The sequence below is a fragment of the Gordonia sp. 852002-50395_SCH5434458 genome, from assembly GCF_001665905.1.
In the GTDB taxonomy this organism is placed as follows: Bacteria; Actinomycetota; Actinomycetes; order Mycobacteriales; family Mycobacteriaceae; genus Gordonia; species Gordonia jacobaea.
The window spans coordinates 62,536-86,919 of the sequence record NZ_LZTC01000053.1; the positions used below are offsets into that span (position 1 = coordinate 62,536).

The 24,384-nt window shown below is 66.4% G+C and carries 24 protein-coding genes; 6 read left to right on the forward strand and 18 right to left on the reverse strand.

Annotation, left to right across the window (positions count from 1 at the left end; genetic code table 11):
• Positions 1-158: 158 nt before the first annotated feature.
• Both rpsO and A5785_RS12940 read right to left on the reverse strand, forming a co-directional pair.
• A complete protein-coding gene (gene rpsO, locus A5785_RS12935; protein WP_005204469.1) occupies positions 159-428 on the reverse strand; it encodes a 30S ribosomal protein S15 in 270 nt (89 codons plus the stop codon).
• 167 nt (positions 429-595) lie between these two features.
• The gene (locus A5785_RS12940) at positions 596-1,570 is read right to left on the reverse strand and encodes a bifunctional riboflavin kinase/FAD synthetase (protein ID WP_039855079.1); all 975 of its coding nucleotides are present in this window, start codon (positions 1,568-1,570) and stop codon (positions 596-598) included.
• Positions 1,571-1,775: 205 nt separating this feature from the next.
• Between A5785_RS12940 and A5785_RS12945 the strand changes: the two genes are divergently transcribed.
• Positions 1,776-2,480, forward strand: coding sequence for a metal-dependent transcriptional regulator (locus tag A5785_RS12945; protein ID WP_005204465.1), 705 nt, complete (start codon positions 1,776-1,778; stop codon positions 2,478-2,480).
• A 39-nt stretch (positions 2,481-2,519) separates the two neighbouring features.
• Here A5785_RS12945 and truB read toward each other — a convergent pair whose 3' ends face one another.
• The 3 genes from truB to A5785_RS12960 are packed head-to-tail and all read right to left on the reverse strand — an operon-like array spanning position 2,520 to position 5,060.
• The gene (gene truB, locus A5785_RS12950; protein WP_005204463.1) at positions 2,520-3,419 is read right to left on the reverse strand and encodes a tRNA pseudouridine(55) synthase TruB; all 900 of its coding nucleotides are present in this window, start codon (positions 3,417-3,419) and stop codon (positions 2,520-2,522) included.
• A 1-nt stretch (position 3,420) separates the two neighbouring features.
• Positions 3,421-4,077, reverse strand: coding sequence for a 4'-phosphopantetheinyl transferase family protein (locus A5785_RS12955; RefSeq protein ID WP_005204461.1), 657 nt, complete (start codon positions 4,075-4,077; stop codon positions 3,421-3,423).
• On the reverse strand, positions 4,074-5,060 hold the full coding sequence (locus tag A5785_RS12960) for a metallophosphoesterase family protein (RefSeq protein ID WP_005204458.1): 987 nt from the start codon (positions 5,058-5,060) through the stop codon (positions 4,074-4,076). The genes A5785_RS12955 and A5785_RS12960 overlap by 4 nt, the downstream gene beginning before the upstream one ends.
• A 346-nt stretch (positions 5,061-5,406) precedes the next feature.
• Here A5785_RS12960 and A5785_RS12965 point away from each other — a divergent pair, with 346 nt between their 5' ends.
• Positions 5,407-5,898: a hypothetical protein gene (locus tag A5785_RS12965; RefSeq protein ID WP_141630825.1), complete on the forward strand. Its 492-nt coding sequence runs from the start codon at positions 5,407-5,409 to the stop codon at positions 5,896-5,898.
• Between the two features lie 38 nt (positions 5,899-5,936).
• Here A5785_RS12965 and A5785_RS12970 read toward each other — a convergent pair whose 3' ends face one another.
• The 7 genes from A5785_RS12970 to rimP form a co-directional block, all read right to left on the reverse strand.
• Positions 5,937-7,322, reverse strand: coding sequence for an MATE family efflux transporter (locus A5785_RS12970; protein WP_051993773.1), 1,386 nt, complete (start codon positions 7,320-7,322; stop codon positions 5,937-5,939).
• Positions 7,319-8,278, reverse strand: coding sequence for a DHH family phosphoesterase (locus A5785_RS12975; RefSeq protein ID WP_064866820.1), 960 nt, complete (start codon positions 8,276-8,278; stop codon positions 7,319-7,321). The genes A5785_RS12970 and A5785_RS12975 overlap by 4 nt, the downstream gene beginning before the upstream one ends.
• Positions 8,275-8,733, reverse strand: a complete 459-nt coding sequence (gene rbfA, locus A5785_RS12980) for a 30S ribosome-binding factor RbfA (RefSeq protein ID WP_064866821.1) — start codon at positions 8,731-8,733, stop codon at positions 8,275-8,277. The genes A5785_RS12975 and rbfA overlap by 4 nt, the downstream gene beginning before the upstream one ends.
• Positions 8,734-8,852: 119 nt before the next feature.
• Complete coding sequence (gene infB, locus A5785_RS12985; protein WP_039855059.1) at positions 8,853-11,666, reverse strand: translation initiation factor IF-2; 2,814 nt, start codon at positions 11,664-11,666, stop codon at positions 8,853-8,855.
• Between the two features lie 79 nt (positions 11,667-11,745).
• Positions 11,746-12,063 carry a YlxR family protein gene (locus A5785_RS22935; RefSeq protein ID WP_005204446.1) on the reverse strand — a complete coding sequence of 106 codons (318 nt, stop codon included), beginning with the start codon at positions 12,061-12,063 and terminating at the stop codon, positions 11,746-11,748.
• Positions 12,064-12,223: 160 nt separating this feature from the next.
• Positions 12,224-13,264 (reverse strand): transcription termination factor NusA, encoded by a 1,041-nt coding sequence (gene nusA, locus A5785_RS12995; protein WP_005204444.1) that lies wholly within the window; start codon positions 13,262-13,264, stop codon positions 12,224-12,226.
• A 69-nt stretch (positions 13,265-13,333) separates the two neighbouring features.
• Entirely contained in the window at positions 13,334-13,879 is a 546-nt protein-coding gene (gene rimP, locus A5785_RS13000; RefSeq protein ID WP_005204442.1) for a ribosome maturation factor RimP, read from the reverse strand.
• A gap of 259 nt (positions 13,880-14,138) precedes the next feature.
• Between rimP and A5785_RS13005 the strand changes: the two genes are divergently transcribed.
• Entirely contained in the window at positions 14,139-14,705 is a 567-nt protein-coding gene (locus A5785_RS13005) for a hypothetical protein (RefSeq protein WP_051993769.1), read from the forward strand.
• Positions 14,702-15,136, forward strand: a complete 435-nt coding sequence (locus tag A5785_RS13010) for a ferritin-like domain-containing protein (protein WP_005204438.1) — start codon at positions 14,702-14,704, stop codon at positions 15,134-15,136. Before A5785_RS13005 ends, A5785_RS13010 begins: the two co-directional genes overlap by 4 nt.
• A gap of 62 nt (positions 15,137-15,198) precedes the next feature.
• Here the strand turns inward: A5785_RS13010 and A5785_RS13015 are convergent, their stop codons facing one another.
• On the reverse strand, positions 15,199-16,929 hold the full coding sequence (locus A5785_RS13015; protein WP_064862110.1) for a proline--tRNA ligase: 1,731 nt from the start codon (positions 16,927-16,929) through the stop codon (positions 15,199-15,201).
• An 83-nt stretch (positions 16,930-17,012) separates the two neighbouring features.
• Here A5785_RS13015 and yaaA point away from each other — a divergent pair, with 83 nt between their 5' ends.
• Entirely contained in the window at positions 17,013-17,753 is a 741-nt protein-coding gene (yaaA, locus tag A5785_RS13020; RefSeq protein WP_039855077.1) for a peroxide stress protein YaaA, read from the forward strand.
• Positions 17,754-18,225: 472 nt separating this feature from the next.
• Here yaaA and A5785_RS13025 read toward each other — a convergent pair whose 3' ends face one another.
• Positions 18,226-19,773, reverse strand: a complete 1,548-nt coding sequence (locus A5785_RS13025) for an MFS transporter (protein ID WP_064866823.1) — start codon at positions 19,771-19,773, stop codon at positions 18,226-18,228.
• Positions 19,774-19,865: 92 nt separating this feature from the next.
• On the opposite strand from A5785_RS13025, the gene A5785_RS13030 reads away from it, so the two are divergent.
• Positions 19,866-20,084, forward strand: a complete 219-nt coding sequence (locus A5785_RS13030) for a hypothetical protein (RefSeq protein ID WP_064866825.1) — start codon at positions 19,866-19,868, stop codon at positions 20,082-20,084.
• On the opposite strand, the gene cobA is transcribed toward A5785_RS13030, so the two are convergent.
• From cobA to A5785_RS13050, 4 genes are all read right to left on the reverse strand, one after another.
• Positions 20,061-21,416, reverse strand: coding sequence for a uroporphyrinogen-III C-methyltransferase (gene cobA / locus A5785_RS13035; protein ID WP_231894534.1), 1,356 nt, complete (start codon positions 21,414-21,416; stop codon positions 20,061-20,063). The two genes, A5785_RS13030 and cobA, sit on opposite strands and share 24 nt — an antisense overlap.
• Positions 21,417-21,516: 100 nt before the next feature.
• The gene (locus tag A5785_RS13040; RefSeq protein ID WP_005204895.1) at positions 21,517-22,851 is read right to left on the reverse strand and encodes a TerD family protein; all 1,335 of its coding nucleotides are present in this window, start codon (positions 22,849-22,851) and stop codon (positions 21,517-21,519) included.
• 111 nt (positions 22,852-22,962) lie between these two features.
• Positions 22,963-23,304: a hypothetical protein gene (locus A5785_RS13045; RefSeq protein ID WP_005204898.1), complete on the reverse strand. Its 342-nt coding sequence runs from the start codon at positions 23,302-23,304 to the stop codon at positions 22,963-22,965.
• Positions 23,301-24,299, reverse strand: a complete 999-nt coding sequence (locus tag A5785_RS13050) for an acyl-ACP desaturase (RefSeq protein WP_064864085.1) — start codon at positions 24,297-24,299, stop codon at positions 23,301-23,303. The genes A5785_RS13045 and A5785_RS13050 overlap by 4 nt, the downstream gene beginning before the upstream one ends.
• Positions 24,300-24,384 lie beyond the last annotated feature (85 nt).

The window sequence follows — 24,384 nt, forward strand, 5'->3', positions numbered from 1 at the left end:
GGGAAACGACGAACCGGCCACCTCCACGTGGGAGATGACCGGTCCGTTCAGTTCGTGTGTCGCTCAGCGACGGAACCCAGGGTCGCTCAGCGACCGCAGCTCGGGGTCGCTCAGCGACCGCAGCTCGGGGTCGCTCAGCGACCGCAGCTCGGGGTCGCTCAGCGACGCAGGCCGAGGCGCTCGATCAGCGAGCGGTAGCGTGCGATGTCGACCTTGGCGACGTACTTGAGCAGGCGGCGACGACGGCCGACGAGCAGCAGCAGACCACGACGGCTGTGGTGATCGTGCTTGTGCTCCTTGAGGTGCTCGGTGAGGTCGGTGATGCGCTTGGTCAGCAGCGCGACCTGAGCCTCGGGCGAGCCGGTGTCGGTCTCGTGGAGGCCGTACTCGGTGAGGATTTCTTTCTTCTGCTCGGCAGTCAATGCCATGGAGATACTCCTGTTGTTTCAGTCCCGCGTCATCTGTGACCAGCGGCAATCCCACCCGGGATCGTCAACGCTGATTCGGTGCGCCACCGCGGACTGCAGCGGCACCGACATGTCAGGCTACCAACCGCGCAGGTCCCAGCCCAAATCGCGCCAAAGCGCCCTGGGTCCTACGAGCCGCTCTGGGTCGCGGCGAGAATGCCTCGGGTCTTGTCGACGTCTCCGCTCATCGCGGTCAGCAGATCGTCGATGCTGTCGAAGTTCTCCATGCCGCGGATTCTGTCGACGAAGTCGACGGCGACGTGCTGACCGTAGAGGTCGGCCGTGGTGTCGAGGACGAATGCCTCGACAGTCCGCGTACGCCCGGAGAACGTCGGGTTGGTACCCACCGACACAGCCGCCTGGTAGCTCTCCCCCGGAATCACCTGGCCCACAACCGGTCCGGGTCCAAGAACCGTGAACCACGCGGCGTACACCCCGTCAGCCGGAATGGCCGCGTACATCGGCGGTGCGACATTGGCTGTGGGATAACCCAATTCGCGTCCACGTCCGTCACCGCGAACCACCACTCCCTCGACGCGGTGGGGCCGTCCGAGGGCTTCTGCCGCGCGCTCGACGTCGCCCGCAGCAACGCACGAGCGGATGTAGGTCGACGAGTAGGTCACCGCGTGCTCGCCGAACAGCGAGATGGCCTGCACCTCGAACCCGAAGCGCTGACCGAGCTCTGTGAGCTTCTCGACGTTGCCCGCGGCCTTCTTCCCGAAGGTGAAATTGGCACCGACCACCACTTCGGCGGCATGCAGGCTCTCGACGAGAACGTTGTGCGCGAAGTCCTTCGGAGAACGCGACGCCAGCTCGGGGGTGAACGGCATCACGCAGAAGACGTCGATTCCCAACTCCTCGGCCAACTCGGCCCGACGAGTCAGCGTCGTCAACTGTGGTGGGTGCGTTCCGGGGCGGACCACCTCGGCGGGGTGCGGGTCGAACGTCATCAACACCGACGGGATGCCACGCTCGGCCGCCGCGGAGGTCGCGGCGTGGATCAACTGCGCGTGCCCCCGGTGGACGCCGTCGAACACACCGATGGTGACCACACACCTGCCCCAATCCGCGGGCACCTCGTCCAGACCTCGCCATCGCAACACGCCGACAAGCCTACGGCGACCGACGCCGGTGAACCAGCACCCGCGCCCGCCCGATGCCGATCCGAACGCGCATCGTGAATCACGCACGTCCACACAGTGAATCGCGGCATGCCACCACACCAATGACAGTTGTCCATGCCGCGATGGCGCCGGGTTGGGTCGGCCACGGAGCTTCGGCGTAGGTAGGCGGGGCTAAGCTCGTTTCATGCCTCAAACCCGAGCTGCCGGTCCCGATACGTCCGTGGCCGAGTTGTCGACGGTCACCCAGGACTACCTCAAGGTCATCTGGACCAGCCAGGAGTGGGCCGAGGTCAAGGTGACCACCAAGATGCTCGCCGACAAGATGGGCGTATCGGCGTCGACGGCGTCGGAGGCCATCCGCAAACTCGCCGATCAGGGCCTCGTCTCACACGAGCGGTACGGCGCAGTCACCCTCACCGACGAGGGTCGGGCGGCCGCGGTGCTGATGGTGCGACGCCACCGTTTGATCGAGACATTCCTCGTCCGCGAACTCGGCTACGGGTGGGATGAGGTGCACGACGAGGCCGAGGTCCTCGAGCACGCGATGTCCGACCGCTTCATGGCGCGCCTCGACACGAAACTCGGTCATCCGGACCGCGACCCGCACGGCGACCCCATCCCGCGTGTCGACGGCTCGATACCCGCACCGGAGGCGTTCTCACTCGCCGATCTCGACACGGGTGAGGGCGGCAGAATCGCACGAATCTCCGATACCGATCCCGAGGTGCTCCGCTACTTCGACCAACTCGGAGTCGCTCTGGACTGCGTGGTCCACGTCTCCGAGAAACGCCCGTTCGCCGGCACGATCTCGATCTCGATCGACGGCGCCGAGCCGATCGTGCTCGGCGACATCGCCGCTCGCGCGATCTTCCTCGTCGCCGAGCACTGAACACGACGCACTGTCAGGAGCGCGTCAAGCCACGCGTCGCTATCGCAGCGTTGCCGGCCGCACGACCATCACAGAACTCGCCCGACGCCCCTTTTCCTGCACCAGCGCGATGGCCTGCCCGGCGGGGTCGACAACCACGTAGATGCCCTTGCGCCCGATCGGCGTCAACCACCGTCCCTGACTAATGGATTCGGCCTCGTCGTCGTCGATATCGCGGTGCGGGAAGGAGATCAGGGCGGCCTCGTCGATCGTGAGACTGAGCTCGGGACGCTCAGCCAACTGCTCGAGGGTCCGTGCGTGTTCCAATGTGAACGGGCCGACCGCGGTTCGACGCAGCGCGGTCAGGTGTCCCCCGACTCCGAGTGCCGCGCCGAGATCGCGTGCGAGAGAGCGGATGTAGGTTCCTGCGGAACAGTCGACGACGACGTCGAGGTCGACGAACTCCCCCTCGTCGCGTCGAGCCAACACGTCGAATCGCGAGACGGTGACCGGCCTCGCGGCGAGCTCGAACTCCTCGCCGGTCCGTGCCAGCGCGTGCGCGCGCCTGCCGTCGACCTTGATCGCGCTGACCTTGGCAGGCACCTGCTCGATGTCGCCGGTGAGTGTCGCGACCGTTGCCGCGATCTGCTCGTCGGTGATCGACGACGCGTCGGCGCTCGAGATGACCTCGCCCATACGGTCGTCGCTGTCGGTTGCGGCGCCCAGGCGGATGGTCGCGGTGTACGACTTGGTGGTCAGTGCGAGCAATCCGAGCAGTTTTGTCGCCCGCTCGACGCCGACCACGAGCACTCCGGTCGCCATCGGGTCGAGTGTGCCCGCATGGCCAACTCGTCTGGTGTTGAACAGCTTTCGGCAACGAGAGACGACGTCGTGACTCGTGATGCCCTCATTCTTGTCGACGATGACCAATCCGGCGTTCTCGATCGATGAGTCGGCCACGTCAGCTCATCACGATCGTCGTGGTGATGTAGCCGTCGTCGACCAGCCAGCGCCCGGAGAACTCGGTGATCGGTGTTCCCCCGTCGATGACCGAGCCGTCGATCAGGATTCGGGAGCGGAAGGTCCCCATATTCTCCGCGGTCTGCTCGAACGTGATGTGGGCATCCTCGAAGCCGAGCCAGCGTTGGGTCAGCGGAAACCATGCCTTGTAGGTTGTCTCCTTGGCGCAGAACAGAAGTCGATCCCAGTGCAGCCCCGACGGCCGCTGTGCGATGACGTCACGTTCGGCAGGAATGCTGGTGTGCTCGAGCACGCCGTCGGGCAGCACGTCGTGCGGCTCGGCGTCGATTCCCAGTGTCCTGACGCCCATCGCGTACGCGACGATGGCGGCACGATATCCGTCGCAGTGCGTCAGGCTGCCCACGATCTGGTTCGGCCACAACGGCATTCCCTTGTCGCCGCGCATGATCGGCGTCGGCTCGATCCCGAGCTGTCCGAGCGCCTGACGGGCGCAGTGACGCGCCGTGATGAATTCACGACGACGCTTCTCGACGGCGCGCGAGATCAGCGATTCCTCGGCGGGCATCGGCTCGAGACCCGGTGGGTCGCCGAAGGATTCGGCGGAGGCGACGCCAGGTGGGAGGAGTCGTTCGATCACTTGTCGCCCTCCTGACCTGAGCTCGTCTGACCCGAGCTTCGCTGTGCTCGACGCTGCGCCACGCGTTCGGCGAACTCGCGGGCACGCTCGGCGTAATCCGGCGGCAGGTTGAAGCGCGCGCCGTGATCGGGTAGATCCTGTTCGCGCACACCGGGATCGGGTGCGATCTGACGTAGCAGCGGTTCGGGTAGGCCGCGTCGCTTCCACTCGCGCGGGTATCCGACCGACACCTCCTCGAACCGCACGTCGTCGTACCAGGTGGTGCGCGGGATGTGCAGATGTCCGTAGACGCTGCATGTGGCGTTGAACCGCGTGTGCCAGTCGGCGGTGAGTTCACTGCCGCACCACAGTGCGAATTCGGGGTAGAACAGCGCGTCGGTCGGTTCGCGCCGCAGCGGCCAGTGATTGATCAGGATGGTCTTCTCTGCCGGGTCGAGTGCCTCGAGACGCTTGCGCGTCGACTCGATGCGCGCCCTCCCCCACGCGTCCCGGGTCGGGTACGGCTCGGCGGACAGCAAGAACTCGTCTGTCGCCACCACGTTGCGTTCCCGTGCGACAGCGAGCGCCTGCAGCGCCGTCGAGGTGCCCTCCGGGCGGAACGTGTAGTCGTAGAGCAGAAACATCGGCACGACGCGGACGGGTTCGCTGCCATCGCCCGCGTCGAACAGCGGGTAGATGTCTTCCGGCGTGACCACCCCGATGTCGCGGCACGCCTGGACGAGGTAGTCGTAGCGCGCGACACCGAAGATCTGCAGCGGGTCCTTGGCGGTGGTGTAGAGCTCGTGGTTGCCCGGCACCCAGATCACCGTGTCGAATCGAGCCTTGAGTCGACGCAGGGTGTCGATGATGTCGTCGGTACGTTCGGACACGTCGCCCGCGACGATCAGCCAGTCGTCGGGAGCCGACGGTCGAATCTGGTCGACGATGCTCTCGTTGCCGCGGTGCGCGACGTGAAGATCGCTGATCGCCCAGAGTGTAGCCACGAGGATCCATCGTGCCAGATGGCCGCGGCGCCACTGTTTTCAACCGAATGAATCACCGGTGACCCACTCGATGTTGCGTTCCACCTTGTGTCAGGATGCGCACGTGTATCCGAGCCAACCCCAGCCGCCTATTGCACAACCACCTGGTCATTCCTACCAGCCCCCGTACCCGATGTACCCGCCACGCCGCCCCGCCCGCACACCTCTCGGCGACCGCGGCCCGTGGTGGGCACAAGCCCTGGTCAGCGCAGCGATCGGCGGATTCTTCTTTGTTGTGAGCTGCGCGCTCCAAATCGCTCTGAGTGAGTTCGGGTTGCACGATTGGTGGAGATTCAGCGTCTGGACGTTGGCAGCCCTGCTATACATGGGCGTCCTCGCCGTGTGGGCCCGATCCACTCCGCAACGAATCCTCGGTCCCGGCGCCGCCTTGGTGCTCCTGGGATTGCAACGTGTACTCGACGCACTGTGGGCTATCTCCGGCCCACGCCTCTACTCGGGCTGGACCTACGCCGAATTCGAATGGTGGTACAGCGCCAATAACGGACTCGTCATTCTTGGCGTCGTGGTGGGGTGGTCACTCGCACGCAGAAGAACTGCCTTCGCGTTGATCGGCATCATCCCGGCGCTCGCGCTCAGCGCGGCGGGGGGATGGATCGAGCAGGCAATCCACTATCCGAAGTCGTACATAACTGCGTCGCTTCTCGACGGCGTCGTATTCATAGGCTTTTGTGTGCTCGGCATCCTCAGTGTGTGGGCCTGCGACGGAATCGGCCTGGCCATCCGACGCGGACGCACTCAGAGCAGACCGCGACCTGCGTACCCACAGCCCGGCTACTGAGTGGACGCCGCGCGAGCCATCGACATTGGTGCCGTCGATCAACCGCGCTCGTGTCCGACCCGCTGCCACCGGCCTGACCGAATCCGCCACACGACGGTCAGCATGCGAATCACCATGAACACCACAAGGCCCGTCCAGATGCCGGCCAATCCCCAGTCGAACGCCAGGGACAGCCAGATCAGCGGTAAGAATCCGACGAGCGCGGCCACCAACGTCGCAGACCGTAAGTATGCGGCGTCGCCGCTGCCCAGGAGCACACCGTCGAGCGCGAATACGACTCCCGCAATCGGCAGCATGGCGACGAAGAACCACCAGGGCGTGCTGATCGCGTCGAGCACCCTGGCATCGCTCGTGAACAGTCTCGGCAGCACGCCGGCGCCGATGGCGAAGACCCCTGCCATTGCCGACGCAGCCACCACCGACACGACAGTCACCCTGCGAGCCACGTTCTGGGCCGCTGTGACCGCACCCGCCCCGAGCGCGGCACCGACCAACGCTTGAGCCGCGATGGCCACCGAGTCCAGGAACAGTGACATGAACTCCCACAGTTGAAGTGTCAGCTGATGAGCAGCAACGGCGGCCACCCCGAAGCGGGCCGCGACGGCAGCCGCCGACAGAAAGCACACCTGGAACGAGAGGCTGCGCGCCACGAGGTCGCGCGCCATCACGAGTTGGGCTCGGATCACCGCCCACCGAGGACGCAACGCGCGGCGCCCACCATCGGGGAGCACTTCGCGCAGGAGTCGCGTCGCGAACAATAGACCGGTGATCGATTGTCCGACGACGTTGGCAATTGCGCTGCCCTGCAAGCCGAGCCGCGGGAAGAACCACAGCCCGTGGACCAACCCCACCAACAGCACTGCCCCGACCGACAATCCGACCACGACGTACACGACCGGTCGTCGGGTCTCCTGGACACCACGCATCCAGCCGTTGCCCGCCATCGACACGAGAATGAGTGGCACGCCGAAGCATGCGATTCGCAACCACGAAGTTGCTTCCGCCGCAACGTGACTCGCATCCGGACCTGACGTGCCGACCATGAGTCGCATCACCCACGGTGCCAGCGGATAGATCACGGCGACGATCACACCACCGACGCCGAGCGCGATCCACGTCGCCTGCACGCCCTCTCCCACCGCGCCCGCGCGGTCGCCCGCACCGAAGCGTCGAGCCGAACGCGCGGTTGTCCCGTACGAGAGAAAGGTGAGCTGGGTACTGATCACCGAGAGCACCAGAGCACCGACGCCGAGCGCGGCCAATTCGTCGCCGCCGAGGCGCCCGACAACGGCGAGGTCGAGGAGGAGATACAGCGGCGGCGCGGTCAGCACCGCAAGAGCCGACACCGACAACACCGCGATGCGGCGTATCCCCGTGTCCGGGGCGATCGCCTGGGCGTCGGCCTGTCGGGCGGGCTCGGTCAGAGCAACCCCACCAGCCGGTCGACGACCTCCTGGGCACTCCCGATATCGCTGTACCCGGAGGCGTGTCGATGACCGCCGCCGCCGAGTGCGCGCGCGATCGGAACCAGATCGACCGATGCCTTCGACCGCAACGAGACCGTCCAACTCGCCGGTTCGATCTCCTTGAACACCGCCGCGATCTCGGCGCCTGCCGTGGTTCGCACGATGTCGATGATGCTTTCGGACTCTTCCCAGCTCATGCCGACCATCGCGTCGTGATCGACGACGGCGTAGACGAGTCCCGCACCGTCGGCTGCTTTCGGGATGAATGTCGCCGACGCCAGAACCCCGGCCACCATCGACAGCCACGAGAAGGGATGGGTGTCGAACAGCGCCCGACTCCACCGTCGACCGTCGACTCCGCTGTCGAGTAGTCGCGCCGCGACCCGAAACGAGTCGGGGCGCGCCCATTTGAACGATCCGGTATCTGTCGCGAGACCCGCGTACAGACACGTCGCGATGTCGGCGTTCAGCGGAACGTCGAGTTCGTCGATGAGTCGCAGGACGAGTACGGCGGTGCAGTCGGCGTCGGGGTCGACAAAGTCGAGGTCACCGAAACCCCCGTTGGACATGTGATGGTCGACGACGACCGACGTGACCGCGCCCTCGAAGACCGCGGCCAAATCGCCGAGCCGATCAGGTCCGGCGGCGTCGACCGACACGGTCACGTCGTGCCCCTTGAGTGCGTCCGGTTCGACGAGTAGCCCCCGCACCCCTGGCAGGTCACGAAGGGCCGCGGGCAGGCTCTCGGGACCGGGATAGGAGACCTCGACGTCGAGGCCTCGTGTCGTCAACGCGAGTCCCAGCGCGAGTCCGCTACCGATGGTGTCGGCGTCGGGTCGGACGTGGCAGAGGATTGTCACCGCCGATGCCCCGCCGAGGACATCTGCGATCGCCGCAGGGGAGGCAGTGGTCACTCGCGTGAACCGTCCTCGCCGTCTTCGTCCTTGCTTCGATACGGGTCTGCGTCACCGGCAGGTTGCGCTTGTTTCGCCTGGCGCGCGACGAGTTCGTCATTGGCGCGTGCGCGCGCCACGAGTTCTTCCATGTGGCGCGCGGCGTCGGGAACGGTGTCGAGGACAAAACTCAATGTCGGGGTGAAGCGCACGCCTGTTCCGGCGCCGACCTTCGAGCGGAGAATCCCGGTCGCCTTGGCGAGTCCCGCGGCAGCGGCCTCGTAGTCGGGTTCGGCATCGATCGATTCGCCCATGACGGTGTAGAAGACCGTCGCGTCGTGCAGGTCGTTGGTCACCTTGGTATCGGTGATCGTGACGTGGGCCAGCCGCGGGTCCTTGATGTCGTGGGCGATCGACGACGCCACGATCGACGAGATCCGCTTGGCCATTCGCTGTGCCCGTGCCGGGTCAGCCATGGGGTGTCCTTCCTCCAGAATCGAAGCACTGTGAGTGAGGAACGTACTCCCCTTCCGGGGCCGTCGGGCACCAAGTGCCCTCAGACCCCGGAAGGGGAGCGTGTTCGACGATCCGCGCGTCAGTCGCGCGGCTTCTCCTGCAACTCGTAGCTCTCGATGACGTCGTCGACCTTGATGTCGCTGTACGTCAGCGTGAGACCACATTCGTAGCCTTCGCGAACCTCGGTGACGTCGTCCTTCTCGCGTCGCAGCGACGAGATCGTGAGATTCTCGGCAACCACGACGTTGTCGCGAAGCAGACGAGCCTTGGCGTTACGGCGGATGAGACCGGACTGCACCAGGCAACCGGCGATGTTGCCGACCTTCGAGCTCTTGAAGATGGCGCGGATCTCGGCGCGGCCGAGCTCCACCTCTTCGTAGATCGGCTTGAGCATGCCCTTGAGCGCGCTCTCGATCTCGTCGATGGCCTGGTAGATCACCGAGTAGTACCGGATGTCGACGCCCTCGCGGTTGGCGAGCTCTGTGGCCTTGCCCTCCGCACGGACGTTGAAGCCGATGATGATCGCATCCGACGCCGCAGCGAGGTTGACGTTGGTCTCCGTCACGCCACCGACACCACGGTCGATGACGCGCAGCGACACCTCGTCGCCCATGTCGATACCGAGCAGCGCCTCTTCGAGCGCCTCGACGGTACCTGCGTTGTCGCCCTTGAGGATCAGGTTCAGCTGGCTGGTTTCCTTCAGCGCCGAATCGAGGTCCTCGAGGCTGATCCGCTTGCGGCTACGTGCGGCCAGCGCGTTGCGCTTGCGCGCGTTGCGCCGGTCGGCGATCTGCCGGGCGGTGCGATCTTCTTCGACGACGAGCAGGTTGTCACCTGCACCCGGCACCGACGTGAAGCCGATGACCTGGACGGGTCGCGAAGGCAGGGCCTCGTTGACGTCGTCGCCGTGCTCGTCGACCATGCGTCGCACACGACCGTAGGCGTCGCCTGCCACCACGGAGTCGCCGACACGCAGCGTTCCGCGCTGAACCAGCACGGTCGCCACAGGTCCGCGACCACGATCGAGGTGCGCTTCGATGGCGACACCCTGAGCGTCCATGTCGGGGTTGGCACGCAGATCGAGCGACGCGTCGGCGGTCAGCAGCACAGCTTCAAGCAACTGCTCGATGTTGGTGCCCTGCTTGGCCGAGATGTCGACGAACATCGTGTCGCCGCCGTACTCCTCGGGGATCAGCCCGTACTCGGTGAGCTGGCCGCGGATCTTCGACGGATCGGCGCCTTCCTTGTCGATCTTGTTGACCGCGACCACGATCGGCACGTCTGCTGCCTGCGCGTGGTTCACGGCCTCCACCGTCTGCGGCATGACGCCGTCGTCGGCGGCGACCACGAGGATCGCGATGTCGGTCGACTTGGCACCGCGGGCACGCATGGCGGTGAACGCCTCGTGACCAGGGGTGTCGATGAACGTGATCAGTCGATCGTCGCCGTTGAGGTGCGTGTTCACCTGGTAGGCACCGATGTGCTGGGTGATGCCACCGGCCTCGCCCTCGCGCACATTCTCCTTACGGATGGTGTCGAGCAGGCGGGTCTTGCCGTGGTCGACGTGACCCATGACGGTGACCACCGGCGGACGCTGTTCGAGATCCTCTTCGCCGCCCTCGTCCTCACCGTAGGAGAGATCGAAGCTCTCGAGGAGTTCGCGATCTTCGTCCTCCGGGCTGACTACCTGGACGTTGTAGTTCATCTCGGAGCCGAGCAGCTCCAGCGTCTCGTCGTTGACCGACTCGGTCGCCGTGACCATCTCGCCGAGGTTGAACAGCGCCTGGACCAGCGATGCCGGGTTGGCGTCGATCTTGTCGGCGAAGTCGGACAGCGAAGCGCCGCGGGCGAGACGAATGGTCTCACCGTTGCCGCGTGGCAGCCTGACGCCACCGACGGCCGGAGCCTGCATCGAGTCGTATTCTTGCCGCTTCTGACGCTTGGACTTGCGTCCCTTACGGGGTGCACCACCCGGACGTCCGAACGCACCGGCTGCGCCGCCACGACCGCGACCGCCGCCACCGGGACGTCCGCGGAAACCTCCGGGAGGACCTCCCGGTGCTCCGCCTGGCGCGCCTCCGCCGCCACCGCGATAGCCTCCGCCACCGCCGCCACTGCGACCGCCTGGTCCACCGCCGCGGCCCGGTCGGCCCGCGTCGGGACGTGCTGCACGACTGGGCATGGCACCCGGGTTGGGCCGAGGGGGCATGTTGCCCGGATTCGGGCGAGGTCCGCCCTGACCCGGTGCGGGACGTGCGCCTGCACTGCCGGGACCGGGACGCCCTGCACCCTGGCCGGGTCGGCCCTGCGTGGGACGCCCACCACCGGGGCGGGGTCCGCCCTGGCCGGGTCCGGGACGTGGTGCCGCCGGACGCGGAGCTGGTGCGGGTGCAGACGAATACGGATTGTTTCCGACGCGAGGCGCACGCGGTCCGGGCTTTGGCCCGGGACGTGGACTCGTCGGCGCAGGTGCGGAAGCCTGAGCTGCCGCGGGCGTCGACTTCTGTGCCGGCGCCGGAGTGGGCGCAGCAGGTGCCGGGGTGGCTGCAGGCGCAGGAGCCGGTGCCGACTGCGCGGCAGCAGGCGTCGGTGCGGGTGCAGGTTTCGGAGCCGCCGGCTTGGGGCCGGGGCGAGCTGCGCCGGGCTTGGGCGCAGCAGAGTTGTCACGAGCCGCGGCACCAGGCTTGGGTGCTGCCGACTTCGTGGAGTCGTTCTTGGCTGCTCCCCCGTTATCTGCGGGGAAGGATTCGCGAAGTCGGCGGGCCACGGGGGCCTCAACGGTCGACGACGCGGATTTGACGAACTCGCCCTGTTCTTTGAGACGTTCGAGCACTTGCTTGCTCGTTACGCCAAGTTCCTTGGCCAGTTCATGCACGCGGGCTTTGCCTGCCACTGCTCTCCTCACTTGGAGGCCGAGCGGCTTGCCCGCCACGGCCTCGGATTACGTCCGATACGTGCTCATCGTGGTGACTTCACGGTGTGCTCATGTCTTCTGCTACCTGTTCTGGCCCGTTAGGGCCGCTCTCGTCCGTGCCATCTCCCGAGCGGGTGAACAGCACTTCTTTGAGGTCGGACTGGTCTACGACCAGTCCCGGACTCCTCAGCGCCCGGGCAAACGCGTTGCGTCGAACCGCGGCGGACACACAGTCCGCCACCGGATGCAGCCACGCACCTCGCCCAGGCATGGTCTTCGCGATGTCGACAACGATCCTCGGGCCGCTCGCACCTGTAGGGGCGACGACACGGACCAGCTCTGCGATACCGGCTCGCTGCCGACATCCCAGACACATACGGATCGGACCTTGCGGAGAATGACTCTGCGAAGAATCGTTCCGCCGACCGGACCGGTCACCACCATCGGAAGTAACTCCACAGGGGGCGGCCGGCCGCATTCGCGTGACCATCGATCAGTCTAGCGCGCCGAGTACCGAACTGGACAACCGGACCTCATCACGCCCGTCCGGCTCCCGGCCCGCCCGACTGGCCGGCGGGTGCGCTGGGAGCGTCGTCGGCGTCGGAGCGGATGTCGATTCGCCACCCCGTCAGACGAGCGGCCAGTCGTGCGTTCTGACCTTCCTTACCGATCGCGAGCGAGAGCTGATAGTCGGGTACGACGACGCGCGCTGCCTTCTGTGCCGCGTCGACCACCTCCACCGAGACGACCTTCGCAGGCGACAGTGCGTTCCCGACGAACACAGCGGGATCGGTGTCGTAGTCGATGATGTCGATCTTCTCGCCGGACAACTCACTCATCACGTTGCGTACGCGCTGACCCATCGGTCCGATGCACGCGCCCTTGGCGTTGAGTCCGCTGACACCGGTGTGCACGGCGATCTTGGAGCGGTGGCCCGCCTCACGCGCGACTGCGACGATCTCGACCGAGCCGTCCTCGATCTCGGGTACCTCGAGTGCGAAGAGCTTGCGCACCAGGTTCGGATGGGTACGCGACAGCGTGATCTGTGGTCCACGCGGACCACGCGAGACGCCGACGACGTAGCACTTGATGCGGTCGCCGTGTTTGTAGCTCTCGCCGGGCACCTGCTCGGCGGGCGGGATGATTCCCTCCGCGCTGTTGGCGTCGCTACCGATCTGCACGACGATCATGCCGCGTGCGTTGGCGCGGGCGTCCTGTTGCACAACGCCACCAACGATCTCGCCCTCGTGGGTGACGAAATCGCCGAAGTTCTTCTCGTTCTCCGCGTCACGCAGACGCTGCAGGATGACCTGACGGGCGGTGGTGGCCGCGATACGGCCGAAACCCTCGGGGGTGTCGTCGTATTCGTGGACGACGGTGCCGTCCTCGTCGACCTCCTGCGCCATCACCCTGACCGCCCCGCTCTTGCGATTGACGTCGATGCGCGCGTGCGGCGCGAATCCGTCGGTGTGGCGGTATGCGGTGAGCAATGCGGTTTCGATGGCGGTGATGACCGTGTCGATCGAGATTCCCTTGTCGGCCTCGATCATGCGCAGTGCATTGATGTCGATGTTCATGGGGCGCTCCTATTCACTTGTCGGCTGCTATGGAATTTTCGGCTGTTGGTTGAGTTCTATGGTCGGTCGCTACGAGTTGACGGTGTCGCGACGTTGCGCGATCTGCGCGTCGTCGAGGCCGCACAATCGCAGCTCGGCGACTCCCGGCCGCGAGAAGTCGACGTCGACCACAGCACGTGTGACGGCGTCGAGTTCGACGGTGCGGACTCGGAAACGGCCGCGGTCGTTGCTCACGATGTCGACCTGGCCGTCGTGGAGCGGTCCGACCCTGCCTGCGACACGGGTCGGACCGTCGTCGCCGGCGAGATCGATGAGCACCTTGCGTCCGGTGGCACGACGCCACTGCCGTTCGGTGGTGAGCGGCCTGTCGACGCCGGGTGAGGTGACCTCGAGTGTGTCGATGTCGGCGTAGGCGGGATCGGCGTCGAGCGCGTCGGACAGCTCGCGACTGAGGTCGGCGAGCTCGTCGAGCGAACCTCCCCCATCCCGATCGACGGTCACGACGACCGCGTCGCCGTCTGCACCGTTGGTGATCACGACGTCTTCGACGTCGAATCCGCGGTCGGCGACAAAGGTGTCGACGAGCGTGCGGAGTTGTCGCGTATCGATGCTCATTGCTCTCCTCACTCCTCGTCTTCGCTTGCCGCGCAGTGCTTTCAGTTGCGGTCTTCAGGTGCGTTCATTGTCGTCGGTCAGCTGTCGCGGCAATTGGTCTGCCGCATGCGACGGCACCCTATTCTAGTCGATCCGCGACCCTCTCCCGACCACCTTGCGACCGGTCCCGGACCCGGCAGGCTACTGGCGATCACCGGGCAGACCGTCGGACCTCCTGTGGTCCGTGCGGCCCGCACCACGGGTGTGCCGGACTGGCATCATGTGTCGGGTGAAGCCAGCAGCCCCCGATGTACTCGACGCCGTGAATCGTCGCACCGTCTTACGAGGCAGCCTCGCGATCGGCGCCGGAGCACTCGTGATCGGCGCGTCGAGCGCGTGTGACAGCGGCCCGACGCCGAATGAGATCACCGCCACCGCCCTGCTCCCCCTGGCCAAGGCTGCCCGCTCCGACGCTGCGGCAGCTCGTTCGCTCGCACCACGTCTTCCGACTTACAGCGCAGCGCTCGGAGTGATCGCCGACCAGCGTGACGCCCACGCGACCGCGCTATCGCAGGAGGTCCAACGCCTCGACTCCGACACCGCGAGCCAGTTGTCTGCAGCGCCGTCGGCCTCCGCGACGCCCGGCTCCACCGGTGCGGGGGCGTCCGAGACGTCCACACCGGGGTCGTCGTCGACAGCGGGAACGCTCGACGAGCTGTGCTCGTCGCTCCGTGCGTCGACGCGTGCAGCACACGACGCCGCGATCTCACTGAAGGGCTACTCGGCAGGGCTGGCCGGGTCGGTCAGCGCCTCGGTCGCCACACTCGTGGAGGTGCAGCTCGCATGACCGCAACAACCGACGCTTTGGCCACGGCGACGCAGGCCGAGAATGCCGCGATCTTCACGTACGGGGTCACGACAGCTTTTGTCTCCGCGACTCGACGCGGCACTGTCGCCGACTACATCGCCGCCCACCGCGCGGCACGCGACGCACTCAACGCTGCCATCACGGCGGCAGGCGCGACTCCACCCGATATGGCCGCCGGGTACACGCTGCCCGTGCAGGTCACTGACCCGACGAGTGCTGCCCGTGCCGCGCTGGCGGCCGAGAATGACTGCGCCACGGCATATCGCTCGACGCTCGAGCGCGCCGACTCCGAATCGGCGCGCCGCCTGGCCGTCGACCAGCTCACCGACTGCGCGCAGCGCGCGGCCACCTGGCGTGCAGCATTGCGCGAGAGTCCGGTGACCGTCCCATTCCCGGGACAGCCGCAATAGTCCGGTAGTCCGCGTAGCCCGACAGCCCGGTCAACCCGGGTTGCCGGACCGGCCGCCGGAAGCTACCCGCGCACCGCGGCGACGATCGCCGACACTGCGTTGTCGACCGGTACCTCGGCGCTCTCGCCGGTGAAGCGATCGCGGACCTCGACGACGCCGTTGGCGTAGCCGCGGCCCACCACGACCACGGTGGGCATGCCGAGCAGTTCGGCGTCCTTGAACTTCACGCCGGGCGACGACTTGCGGTCGTCGAGCAGGACGTCGAGGCCCTCGGCGTCGAGTTCCTCGGCCAGCGACGTCGCGCCGCCGATCGCGGCCTCGTCCTTGTTGGCGATCACCAGGTGCACGTCGTAGGGCGCGACCTCTGCGGGCCAGCGCAGCCCCTTGTCGTCGTGCTGCTGTTCAGCAATCACCGCGACAAGCCGCGACACGCCGACACCGTAGGACCCCATGGTGAGGCGGACCGGCTTTCCGCTTTCGCCGAGTACATCCACCTCGAAGGCGTTGGTGTACTTCTGGCCCAGCTGGAAGATGTGACCGATCTCGATGCCCTTCGCGGCCACCAGCGGTCCCTTGCCGTCCGGAGAGAGGTCGCCGTCGAGGATTTCGGCCGCCTCGATGGTCCCGTCCGCCGTGAAGTCGCGCCCGGCAACGAGTCCGACGACGTGCCGGTTGGGCTGGTCGGCACCGGTGATCCACGCCGTGCCGTCGACGACGCGCGGATCGACGAGATAGCGGACGCCGTTCTCCTGCAAGGCTTTCGGTCCGATGTAGCCCTTCACCAGGAACGAGTTGGCCGCGAAGTCGGCTTCGGTCAGCAGCTCGACTTCTGCGGGCTCCAACGACGCCTCGAGCCGCTTGACGTCGACCTCCCGGTTGCCCGGCACCCCGATGCCGAGCAACTCCCACTCGCCTCCGGGTTCGCGAACCTTGACCATGACGTTCTTGAGTGTGTCCGCGGCGTCGAACGTCCCGTCGAGGGCGTCGTTGGCCCACGCGACGAGCGTCTCGATGGTGGTGGTGTCAGGGGTCTCGTGAACCTGCGCCTCCGCGAGTCCGTCGAACGGAATCGGTTCGGGTGCAGGCGTGACGACGGCCTCGACGTTGGCCGCATAGCCCGACTCCAGGCAACGCACGAACGTGTCCTCGCCGACCTCGCTCTCGGCGAGGAACTCCTCCGAGGCACTGCCGCCCATCGCGCCGGACGTCGCGGCGACGATGACGTATCGCACCGCGAGGCGCGCGAAGATGCGCTGGTAGGCGTCACGGTGCGCGATGTAGGAGGCCTTGAGTCCGTCGTCGTCGAGGTCGAAAGAGTACGAGTCCTTCATCACGAACTCGCGTCCACGCAGGATGCCTGCGCGCGGACGTTCCTCGTCGCGGTACTTGGTCTGGATCTGATACAGGATGACCGGCAGATCCTTGTACGACGAGTACTCGCTCTTGACCAGCTGCGCGAAGATCTCCTCGTGCGTCGGACCGAGGAGCATGTCGGTGCCCTTGCGGTCCTTCACACGAAAGAGGTTGTCGCCGTACTCGGTCCAGCGGGCAGTCGTCTCGTACGGTTCACGCGGCAACAGCGCGGGCAGCAGGATCTCCTGCGCGCCGATCGAGTTCATCTCCTCGCGCACGATGTTCTCGACCGCCCTGAGAACCCGAAGCCCCAGGGGGAGCCAGCTGTACACGCCCGGCGCGACACGCCGAACATATCCAGCGCGAACAAGCAGCTTGTGGCTGGGAACCTCGGCGTCTGCCGGGTCATCGCGCAGCGTACGCAGGAACAGCGTCGACATCCGTGTGATCACGGTCGATCAGTCTAGTCGGCCACCGCACGCGCTTTTCGGTCCCGTCCACGTGGCCGGATACAGTGTTCGACGTGCTCGTCATCCTCCCGCCCTCGGAAACCAAGTCCGACGGGGGTTCCGGCGCCCCACTCGACCTCGACACACTGTCGTTCACCGAACTCAATCCCGTGCGCAAACAGATCGCCGACGCCGTCGTCGACCTCGCGAGCGATCTCGACGCGAGCGTGAAGGCACTCGGGCTCGGCAAGACACAGCTCGCCGAGGTCGACAGCAACGCCGACCTCTGGCTCTCCCCGACGCGCCCTGCGATCGAGCGCTACACCGGCGTGCTTTACGACGCCCTCGACCACCGATCGCTGACCCGCGCGGGCAAAGCGAAAGCGGCAGACCGCCTCGCGATCGGGTCGGCGCTGTTCGGGGTCATCCGGGCCGGCGATCGGATACCCGCCTACCGCCTCTCGGGTGGATCCACGCTGCCCGGCTTCGGCACGCTCACCTCGGCGTGGAAGCCTGCTCTCTCGAACACGCTCGACGCGGTGGACGATTTCGTCGTCGACCTGCGCTCGGGGATCTACCAGCAGCTGGGGCCCATCTCGGGCGCGGTGACTGCCACGGTGATGACGGAGGCGCCCGACGGGTCCCGAAAAGTGGTGAGCCACTTCAACAAGCACTACAAGGGTCTGATGGCCCGCGAACTGGTACGGACGCGCCGAAACGTCCGCGACATCAACGCCCTCGCCGCCGTGCTGTCCGACGCCGGGCAGTGCGTCGAGATCCCCCGACCCGACGAGATCGTCGTCTTGACCGACTGACGCGCACCCGATGACCTCTGCCGTCCCCGCGCACGAATTTCCCGACGTCGTCTTCTCGCGTTCCGGCGGGCGACCCGATCACCCCGGTCTGGCTCAACGATGTCGGTGGCGTCACCTATCGACTCGGCGACGGTCCGTCCGCCCGCTACCTGAAATGGCAGCCACCGACAGACGAGGTCTCCCTGCGCGCCGAAGCTCACCGACTCTCGTGGGCGGCGCGGTTCGTCGCGTGTCCCACCGTGCTCGACGCCGGATACGACGATAGCGCGGAGTGGATGCTGACGGCCGCAGCGCCGGGGGATTCGGCGGTGTTCACGCCGTGGCTCGAACGTCCCGAAATCAGCGTCGCAGCGCTCGGTCGGGGTCTACGGGCCCGGGTGGGAACGACCGCTCGTCGAGTCGTACGGCGTCGACTTCGACGAGGAGCGGATGAGTTTCTACCAGCGTCTCTGGGACTCCACCTGAGACCGGATCAGTGGTCGTGGGTGTTCTGCGCGATGTCGGAGTCGAGCCCGGCGTCGGCGGCTTCTTGCGCGGCCTGCCCCTCGGCAACCTGCTCCGGCGTGAACCGCATGAACAATACGACGATCGCGGCGATCACCGCGATGCCCGCGCAACAGGCGAACGCCAGTCCGTAGCCGTTGGCCTGCGCGGCGAGTTGCGCCTTGTTCATCGACTCCACGGGCGCGGTGGTGCCGCCGAGCGACAGGGCGCGAGACGTCACGAGCGCTCCGACCGCGACCAACCCGATTGCACCGCCGAGGTTCTGTGCGACCTGCGCGAGCGCGGTGAGCGGCCCGATCTCGTTCGGCCCGACGCCCGCGACAACCGACAGGGTCAGCGGGATGACAGCGAAACCGACACCCACACCGATCACCACGACAGGGATGAGGATGCTCGGGAAGTACGCCGGAGCCTTCGGCGCGATCGACGCCGCGTAGACGCAGCCGGCCAGGATGATCGCTCCACCGCACAGCACCAGCCACCGCGGCTGGACATGCAGCGCGAGCTTCGACGCGATCGCCGCGGCGATACCGAGTCCGAACGCGAACGGCACCACCGCGAGACCACTCTGAACAGGGGTGTACTTCAGGATTCCCTGCAGGTAGAGCGAGATGAAGACCGCCATACACATCATGATCATGCTGGCGAAGAAGATGGCGACCAAAGCGGCGACACGACTGGTGTTGTCGAAGAGAACGAACGGCAGGATCGGGTTACTCGCACGACGCTCGACTATGACGAACGCCACGAGAGCGAGACCACCGAGGATGAACGAGGCGATGTCGATCGGACGGCCCCAACCGTTGGGACCCTCGTTCACCGCGAGCACCAGCAGTGAGCATCCCAACGTCGCGAGCACGGCTCCCGGTAGGTCGAGAGAGAGTCGCACGCCCTGGGATTCGCGCAAGACAAAGTAGGCTCCGACCGCGACGAGCAGTCCGATCGGGACGTTGATCAGGAAGACGAGACGCCACGAGAGCTGGGTCAGCACACCACCGAGGATCAGACCCGCGACAGAACCGATACCGGTCATCGCCGCGTAGATCGCGAACGCCTGACTGCGTGGTTTACCGGGCGCGAACGTCGTGGCTACCAGAGCCATCGCGGTCGGCGCAGCGACGGCTGCCGAGGCACCCTGCAGGGCGCGTCCGACGATGAGACTCGTTTCATCCCAGGCCAGGCCACACAGCAGTGAGGTCAGGGTGAAGGCTGCGACGCCGATCACGAACATGCGCTTGCGTCCGAACGTGTCACCGAGTCGGCCACCGAGGAGCATCAACCCGCCGAATGCGAGGACGTAGCTGCTGATAATCCAGTTCGCACCCGACTCCGAGAGTTGCAGCGACTCACGGATCTTCGGCAGCGCCAGCGCGGCGACCGTTCCGTCGAGCACCATCAGCAACTGCATTCCCGACAGCACGAGGATCGCGAGCCCGAACACCGGCCGGTACTGATTGTCGGTGTCCGACGCCCCGGCCGCGAAATCCAGCCGGTGTGCTTGCCCAGGTGACGACATAGGATTCGACGCTACCGCGCCCCTGCGCGTATGTGCCAATTCTCGTTGGCGGATAGCCGCTGTACGGCGGGTGACAACGCCCACTCGACGGGATGCTGCGCCCACTCGACGGGATGCGACGCCCACTCGACGGGATGCTGCGCCCACTCGACGGGATGCGACGCCCACTCGACGGGATGCGACGCCCTCTCGACTGGATGCGGCGCCCACTCGACGGGATGCGACGCCCACTCGACGGGATGCGACGCCCACTCGACTGGATGCGGCGCCCTCTCGACGCCTGCCGCCTATCGAGCTCCGTCCCCCGCTGATCGAGCCTCGCCTCCGGCCGCTGATCGAGCTCCGTCGAGATCACCGAACGCCGCAACGGCATCCGCATCGTCGAATCCCGCGACGTCGCCGATCACGACGATCGCGGGGGGCTTGAGCCCTTCGCGCGAGGCGGTCTCGCCTGCATGGGAGAGGTCGGTGCGGATGAGGCGTTGGGTCGGCAGTGATCCGTTCTCGATCATCGCGACGGGGGTGTCGCCGGGCTTGCCGCCTGCCAGGAGCGCGTCGGCGAAGACGTCGACTCGTTCGACAGCCATCATCAGCACCAGCGTTCCGCGTAGCTGTGCGAGCACCGACCAGTCGATCAGCGAATCGGGGTGCCCGGGCCGGACGTGCCCAGAGGCGATCACCACCTCGTGGGTCACACCTCGATGGGTCACGGGGATGCCTGCGGAACTCGGCACGGAGATCGGGCTGGTGATGCCGGGGACCACGGTCACCGGCACGCCCGCGGCCACGCACGCCTGCAACTCTTCGAAGCCGCGACCGTAGACATACGGGTCGCCGCCCTTGAATCGCACGACGAACTTGCCCTCTTTCGCCTTCGAGGTGAGGACGTCGTTGATGGCCTCCTGCTTCATCGCCCGCCCGTAGGGCACCTTCGCGGCGTCGATGATCTCCACTTGCGGACCGAGCGAGGCCAAGAGCTCCGGCGGCGCCAACCGATCCGCGACGACGACGTCGGCAGCCATCAGCAGTTTGAGTCCGCGCACGGTGATCAGGTCGGGGTCGCCAGGGCCACCACCGACGAGCGCGACGCCCGGCGGGTGCGGTTGCTCGTCGACGTCGAGTGAGCCGTCGGCCAGTGCCCGCGAGATCGCGGCGCGCAACGCCGCCGACAGCCGGTGATCGCCACCGGCCAGTACCCCGAACTGCACGTCGCGGTGGCGACCGGAGGCCGGGGTGACAGCACTTCCCCACCGCGCTTCGTCGGCCCGCACACAGAACGTGTGCCGACGCTCCGCCTCCGCGACCACGGCTGCATTCACGTCGGGATCGTCGGTACACGCCATCGCGTACCAGGCTCCGTCGAGATCGCCGTCGACGTAAGCACGTTTGTGCACGACGACCCCGGGAAACGACTCGACGGCGGGCGTCGGGTCAAGCGCCACAACCTCGACCTGTGCGCCGGCGGCCACCAGATTCGGGAGTCGACGCTGCGCAACCGACCCACCGCCGACGACAACCACCTTGCGGCCGTGCAGATCGAGCCCGGCGAGATAGTGGACGTTGTCGCCACCGTTGTCTCTATCGTTGACGCCACTGTCTTTATCGTTGACGCCACCATGGCCTGCGGACGCATCGACTGACATGGATGCCGATCCTACCGATGCGTTGACCGCTTGGCCGGTCAGGTGGACTCGGCTCTGCCGGTCAGGCGAATCCCGGCTCTGCCGGTCAGGTGAATACCGTCTACTTCTGACAGAGTCCGCTGTACAGGGTCAGACCCTGCCCGTGGTTTTTGGCTTTGCTCCGGCCGACGGGTCCGCCCGATGGCTCTTGCACCCACGCACCGGTGCTGCTGAGTCCGGGCATGGCTTCGCTCTTGTGTGCGCTGTAACGGGTTTCGCCGTCGACGGTGAGAACTCCGTCGAGCACGTCGATATGGGCAACGGTGGCCCAGTAGGAATCGGCACTGTTGCCGACGTAGACAAGGATTTCGTCGGCGTCGGGTCCGGGCAGACCGTCGTGACCGGCACGCCCGTACCGGATCGCGACGCGGGGCCTGCCGAACTCGTCGATGGCACCGGTTCCGTTGTCGACGCTCTGATAGACGTTGACCAGCAAATCGCCATTCTCCGTCGGGCGCACCCGAACCTGTTCGGTGGCAGGCTTGTTGCCTGCCCCGGGACCGAGGCTGTCGCCGAGGTGATGCATGAACGGCCACACGCCGAGGTCGCCCTGGTGTCCGGCTTCGCCACTGATGACGACGAACTCGTTGGTCTCCTCATTGCGACAGAAGAAGTAGACGTCCAGATCGCCTGTGCCGTAACGCTTCACATGTCCCTTGCGGTCATATGTCGCGCCGCGGCCATCCCATTCGAGACCCACGGTCAGCACCCAGTTCGGATCGCCCTTGCTCTTACGCAGGTCGATGCGCGCGGTCTTGTCCGCGCTGTCCTTGGTCAGCGACACCGACACTTTCGTCATGTTGATGGCCGGCGCGGCGGGCGGCTGCGGAGTGGGCGCGGGTGCGGACGGGGCATTCGCAGCGGCTGGGACGCTCGGTGCTGTTGTGGGACTCGCCGTGCCTCCGACGGGCTCATCGACGGAGATCCCGAACTCGGTGGCCAGTGCGGCCAGCCCGCGGTCGTAACCTTGGCCGATGGCGTCGAGTTTCCAGTCCGTCCCACGGCGGTAGAAGGCCGCGATCTGCACCACGGTCTCGCTGGTGAGCGCACCGGGCATGAAGGAGAGGTCTTGCGACGCCGATGTAACCGCCGCGCTGAACTGGCCGCTCTGGCCGAACGTTGTGCCCTGGGCTTCGGTGCTGCCCACGATGACGATGCGGTCGACGTCAGCCGCCACGGCACCGAGGTCGACGTCGATCTCATCGTCGGACACCAGACGCACGCCCGGAGCCTGCGGATTGTTGAAGAAGACGAAATCGTCATCAGTACGGACCCGGCCGTTGGCGCCCAGCAGCACCGCCGATACGTCGATCGTCGGCCCGCTGCTGCGGATGCGGATCCGATAGGTGCGATCTGCCAGCGCTGTCTTGGACCCTTTGATCAGTGGGGAGCTCACACCAGCGACCGTACTGCCCGCCGGACGAGCGCTCGGAGGGGGATGGCGCCGCTCTTCGTGATCGCCACGCCCTGATCGTCGGATCTGCTCACAGTGCAGAACCCGCCGACCTTACAAAGGCAGCTCACCGACGCGCCGGACGTAGGACCACACGTCCGCGGCGGGCACCCCGAGTCGGTGTGCCGCGGACTGCAGCAACGCACCGAGGAGGATCGACGAACAGTACTCCCCTGCAGCGGAATCCGTTGCGTGGGTGCGGATCTCATTCCAACGGGTCGGGTTGTGCAACGTGGCGGCCTCGGCCATCATGATCGCTTCGTCGAAGCCCTCGGGGACGTCGCGCTGCTCCGGAGTCTCACGCTCGCACGCGCCGCAACATCCGTCGCAGTCCCGTGCCCCGGCATCGTCCGCAGGCGAGATCGCCAGTGCCAGCCTGTTGTCGATCACGGTCACGCCCCTGCCCTCGCCTTCTTGGCCTCGCGCTCGAGTGCGCGTTCGCGGGCGCGCTCGAACTTCTCGACCTTGACGTTCATCTCTTCGAGATAGTCGGCCAGCTTCTCCCGGTACATCTCACCCAGCGGGCCGAAGTCGTCGCGCTCGAAGATCCGCCACTTGCGCAGCACCGGCATGACGACTTCCGAAAGGTGTTGCGGCAGATCGTAGATGCCACCCTTGGCGATCAACACCGCATTGCGTCGGAAGTTGGGCATCGTCGCGCCGGGCATCTGGAAATTCGACACGATGCTGTAGATCGCGCACATCGCCTGATCCGGAACCAGGTCGAGGGCGCCGGCAACGACGTTGCGGTAGAAGAGCATGTGCAGGTTTTCGTCGGCGGCCACCCGCTGCAGCATGCGGTCGGCGATGGGGTCGCCGCATGCCTTGCCCGTGTTGCGGTGGCTCACGCGCGTCGCGAGTTCCTGGAAGCTGACGTAGCTCACCGCGAACAGCATGTCGAAGCTGTGGTCACGCTGACCGTCGTCCTCGGGAAGCGGATTGAATCCCGATGTCATGTGCGCCATGCGGGTCTCTTCGAGTTCCACCGGGTCGACGCCGCGGGTCACGACGAGGTAGTCGCGCATCACCGTCGAGTGGCGCATCTCCTCGGCGGTCCAGCGCCCCACCCAGAAACCCCAGGCGTCGTCCAGGGAGAAGTTCTCCGCGATCACCCGGTGATACGACGGCAGGTTGTCCTCGGTCAGCAGATTGGTGATCATCGCAGCCTTCGCGACATCGGAGAGCTGCGACTGCTCCGGATCCCAGTCGACGCCGCCGAGAGCAGCGAAGTTGCGCCCCTCGTCCCAGGGCACGTAGTCGTGTGGATGCCAGTCCTTGGTCATCTTCATGTGCCGCTCGACCTCGGTCTCGCACACGGGAAGCAACTCCCGCAGCAGATCCGATCCGGTCATTCCGGTGTCGCTGGTTGCTGGCCCGATGAGGCTCGTCACTGTCTCTCCTCGTCTCGTCGTCGACGCCGCGCGTGGCGGTGCGTCGTCGGATTGCGCTCGGCCCGACCACCGACCTCCCCCGACA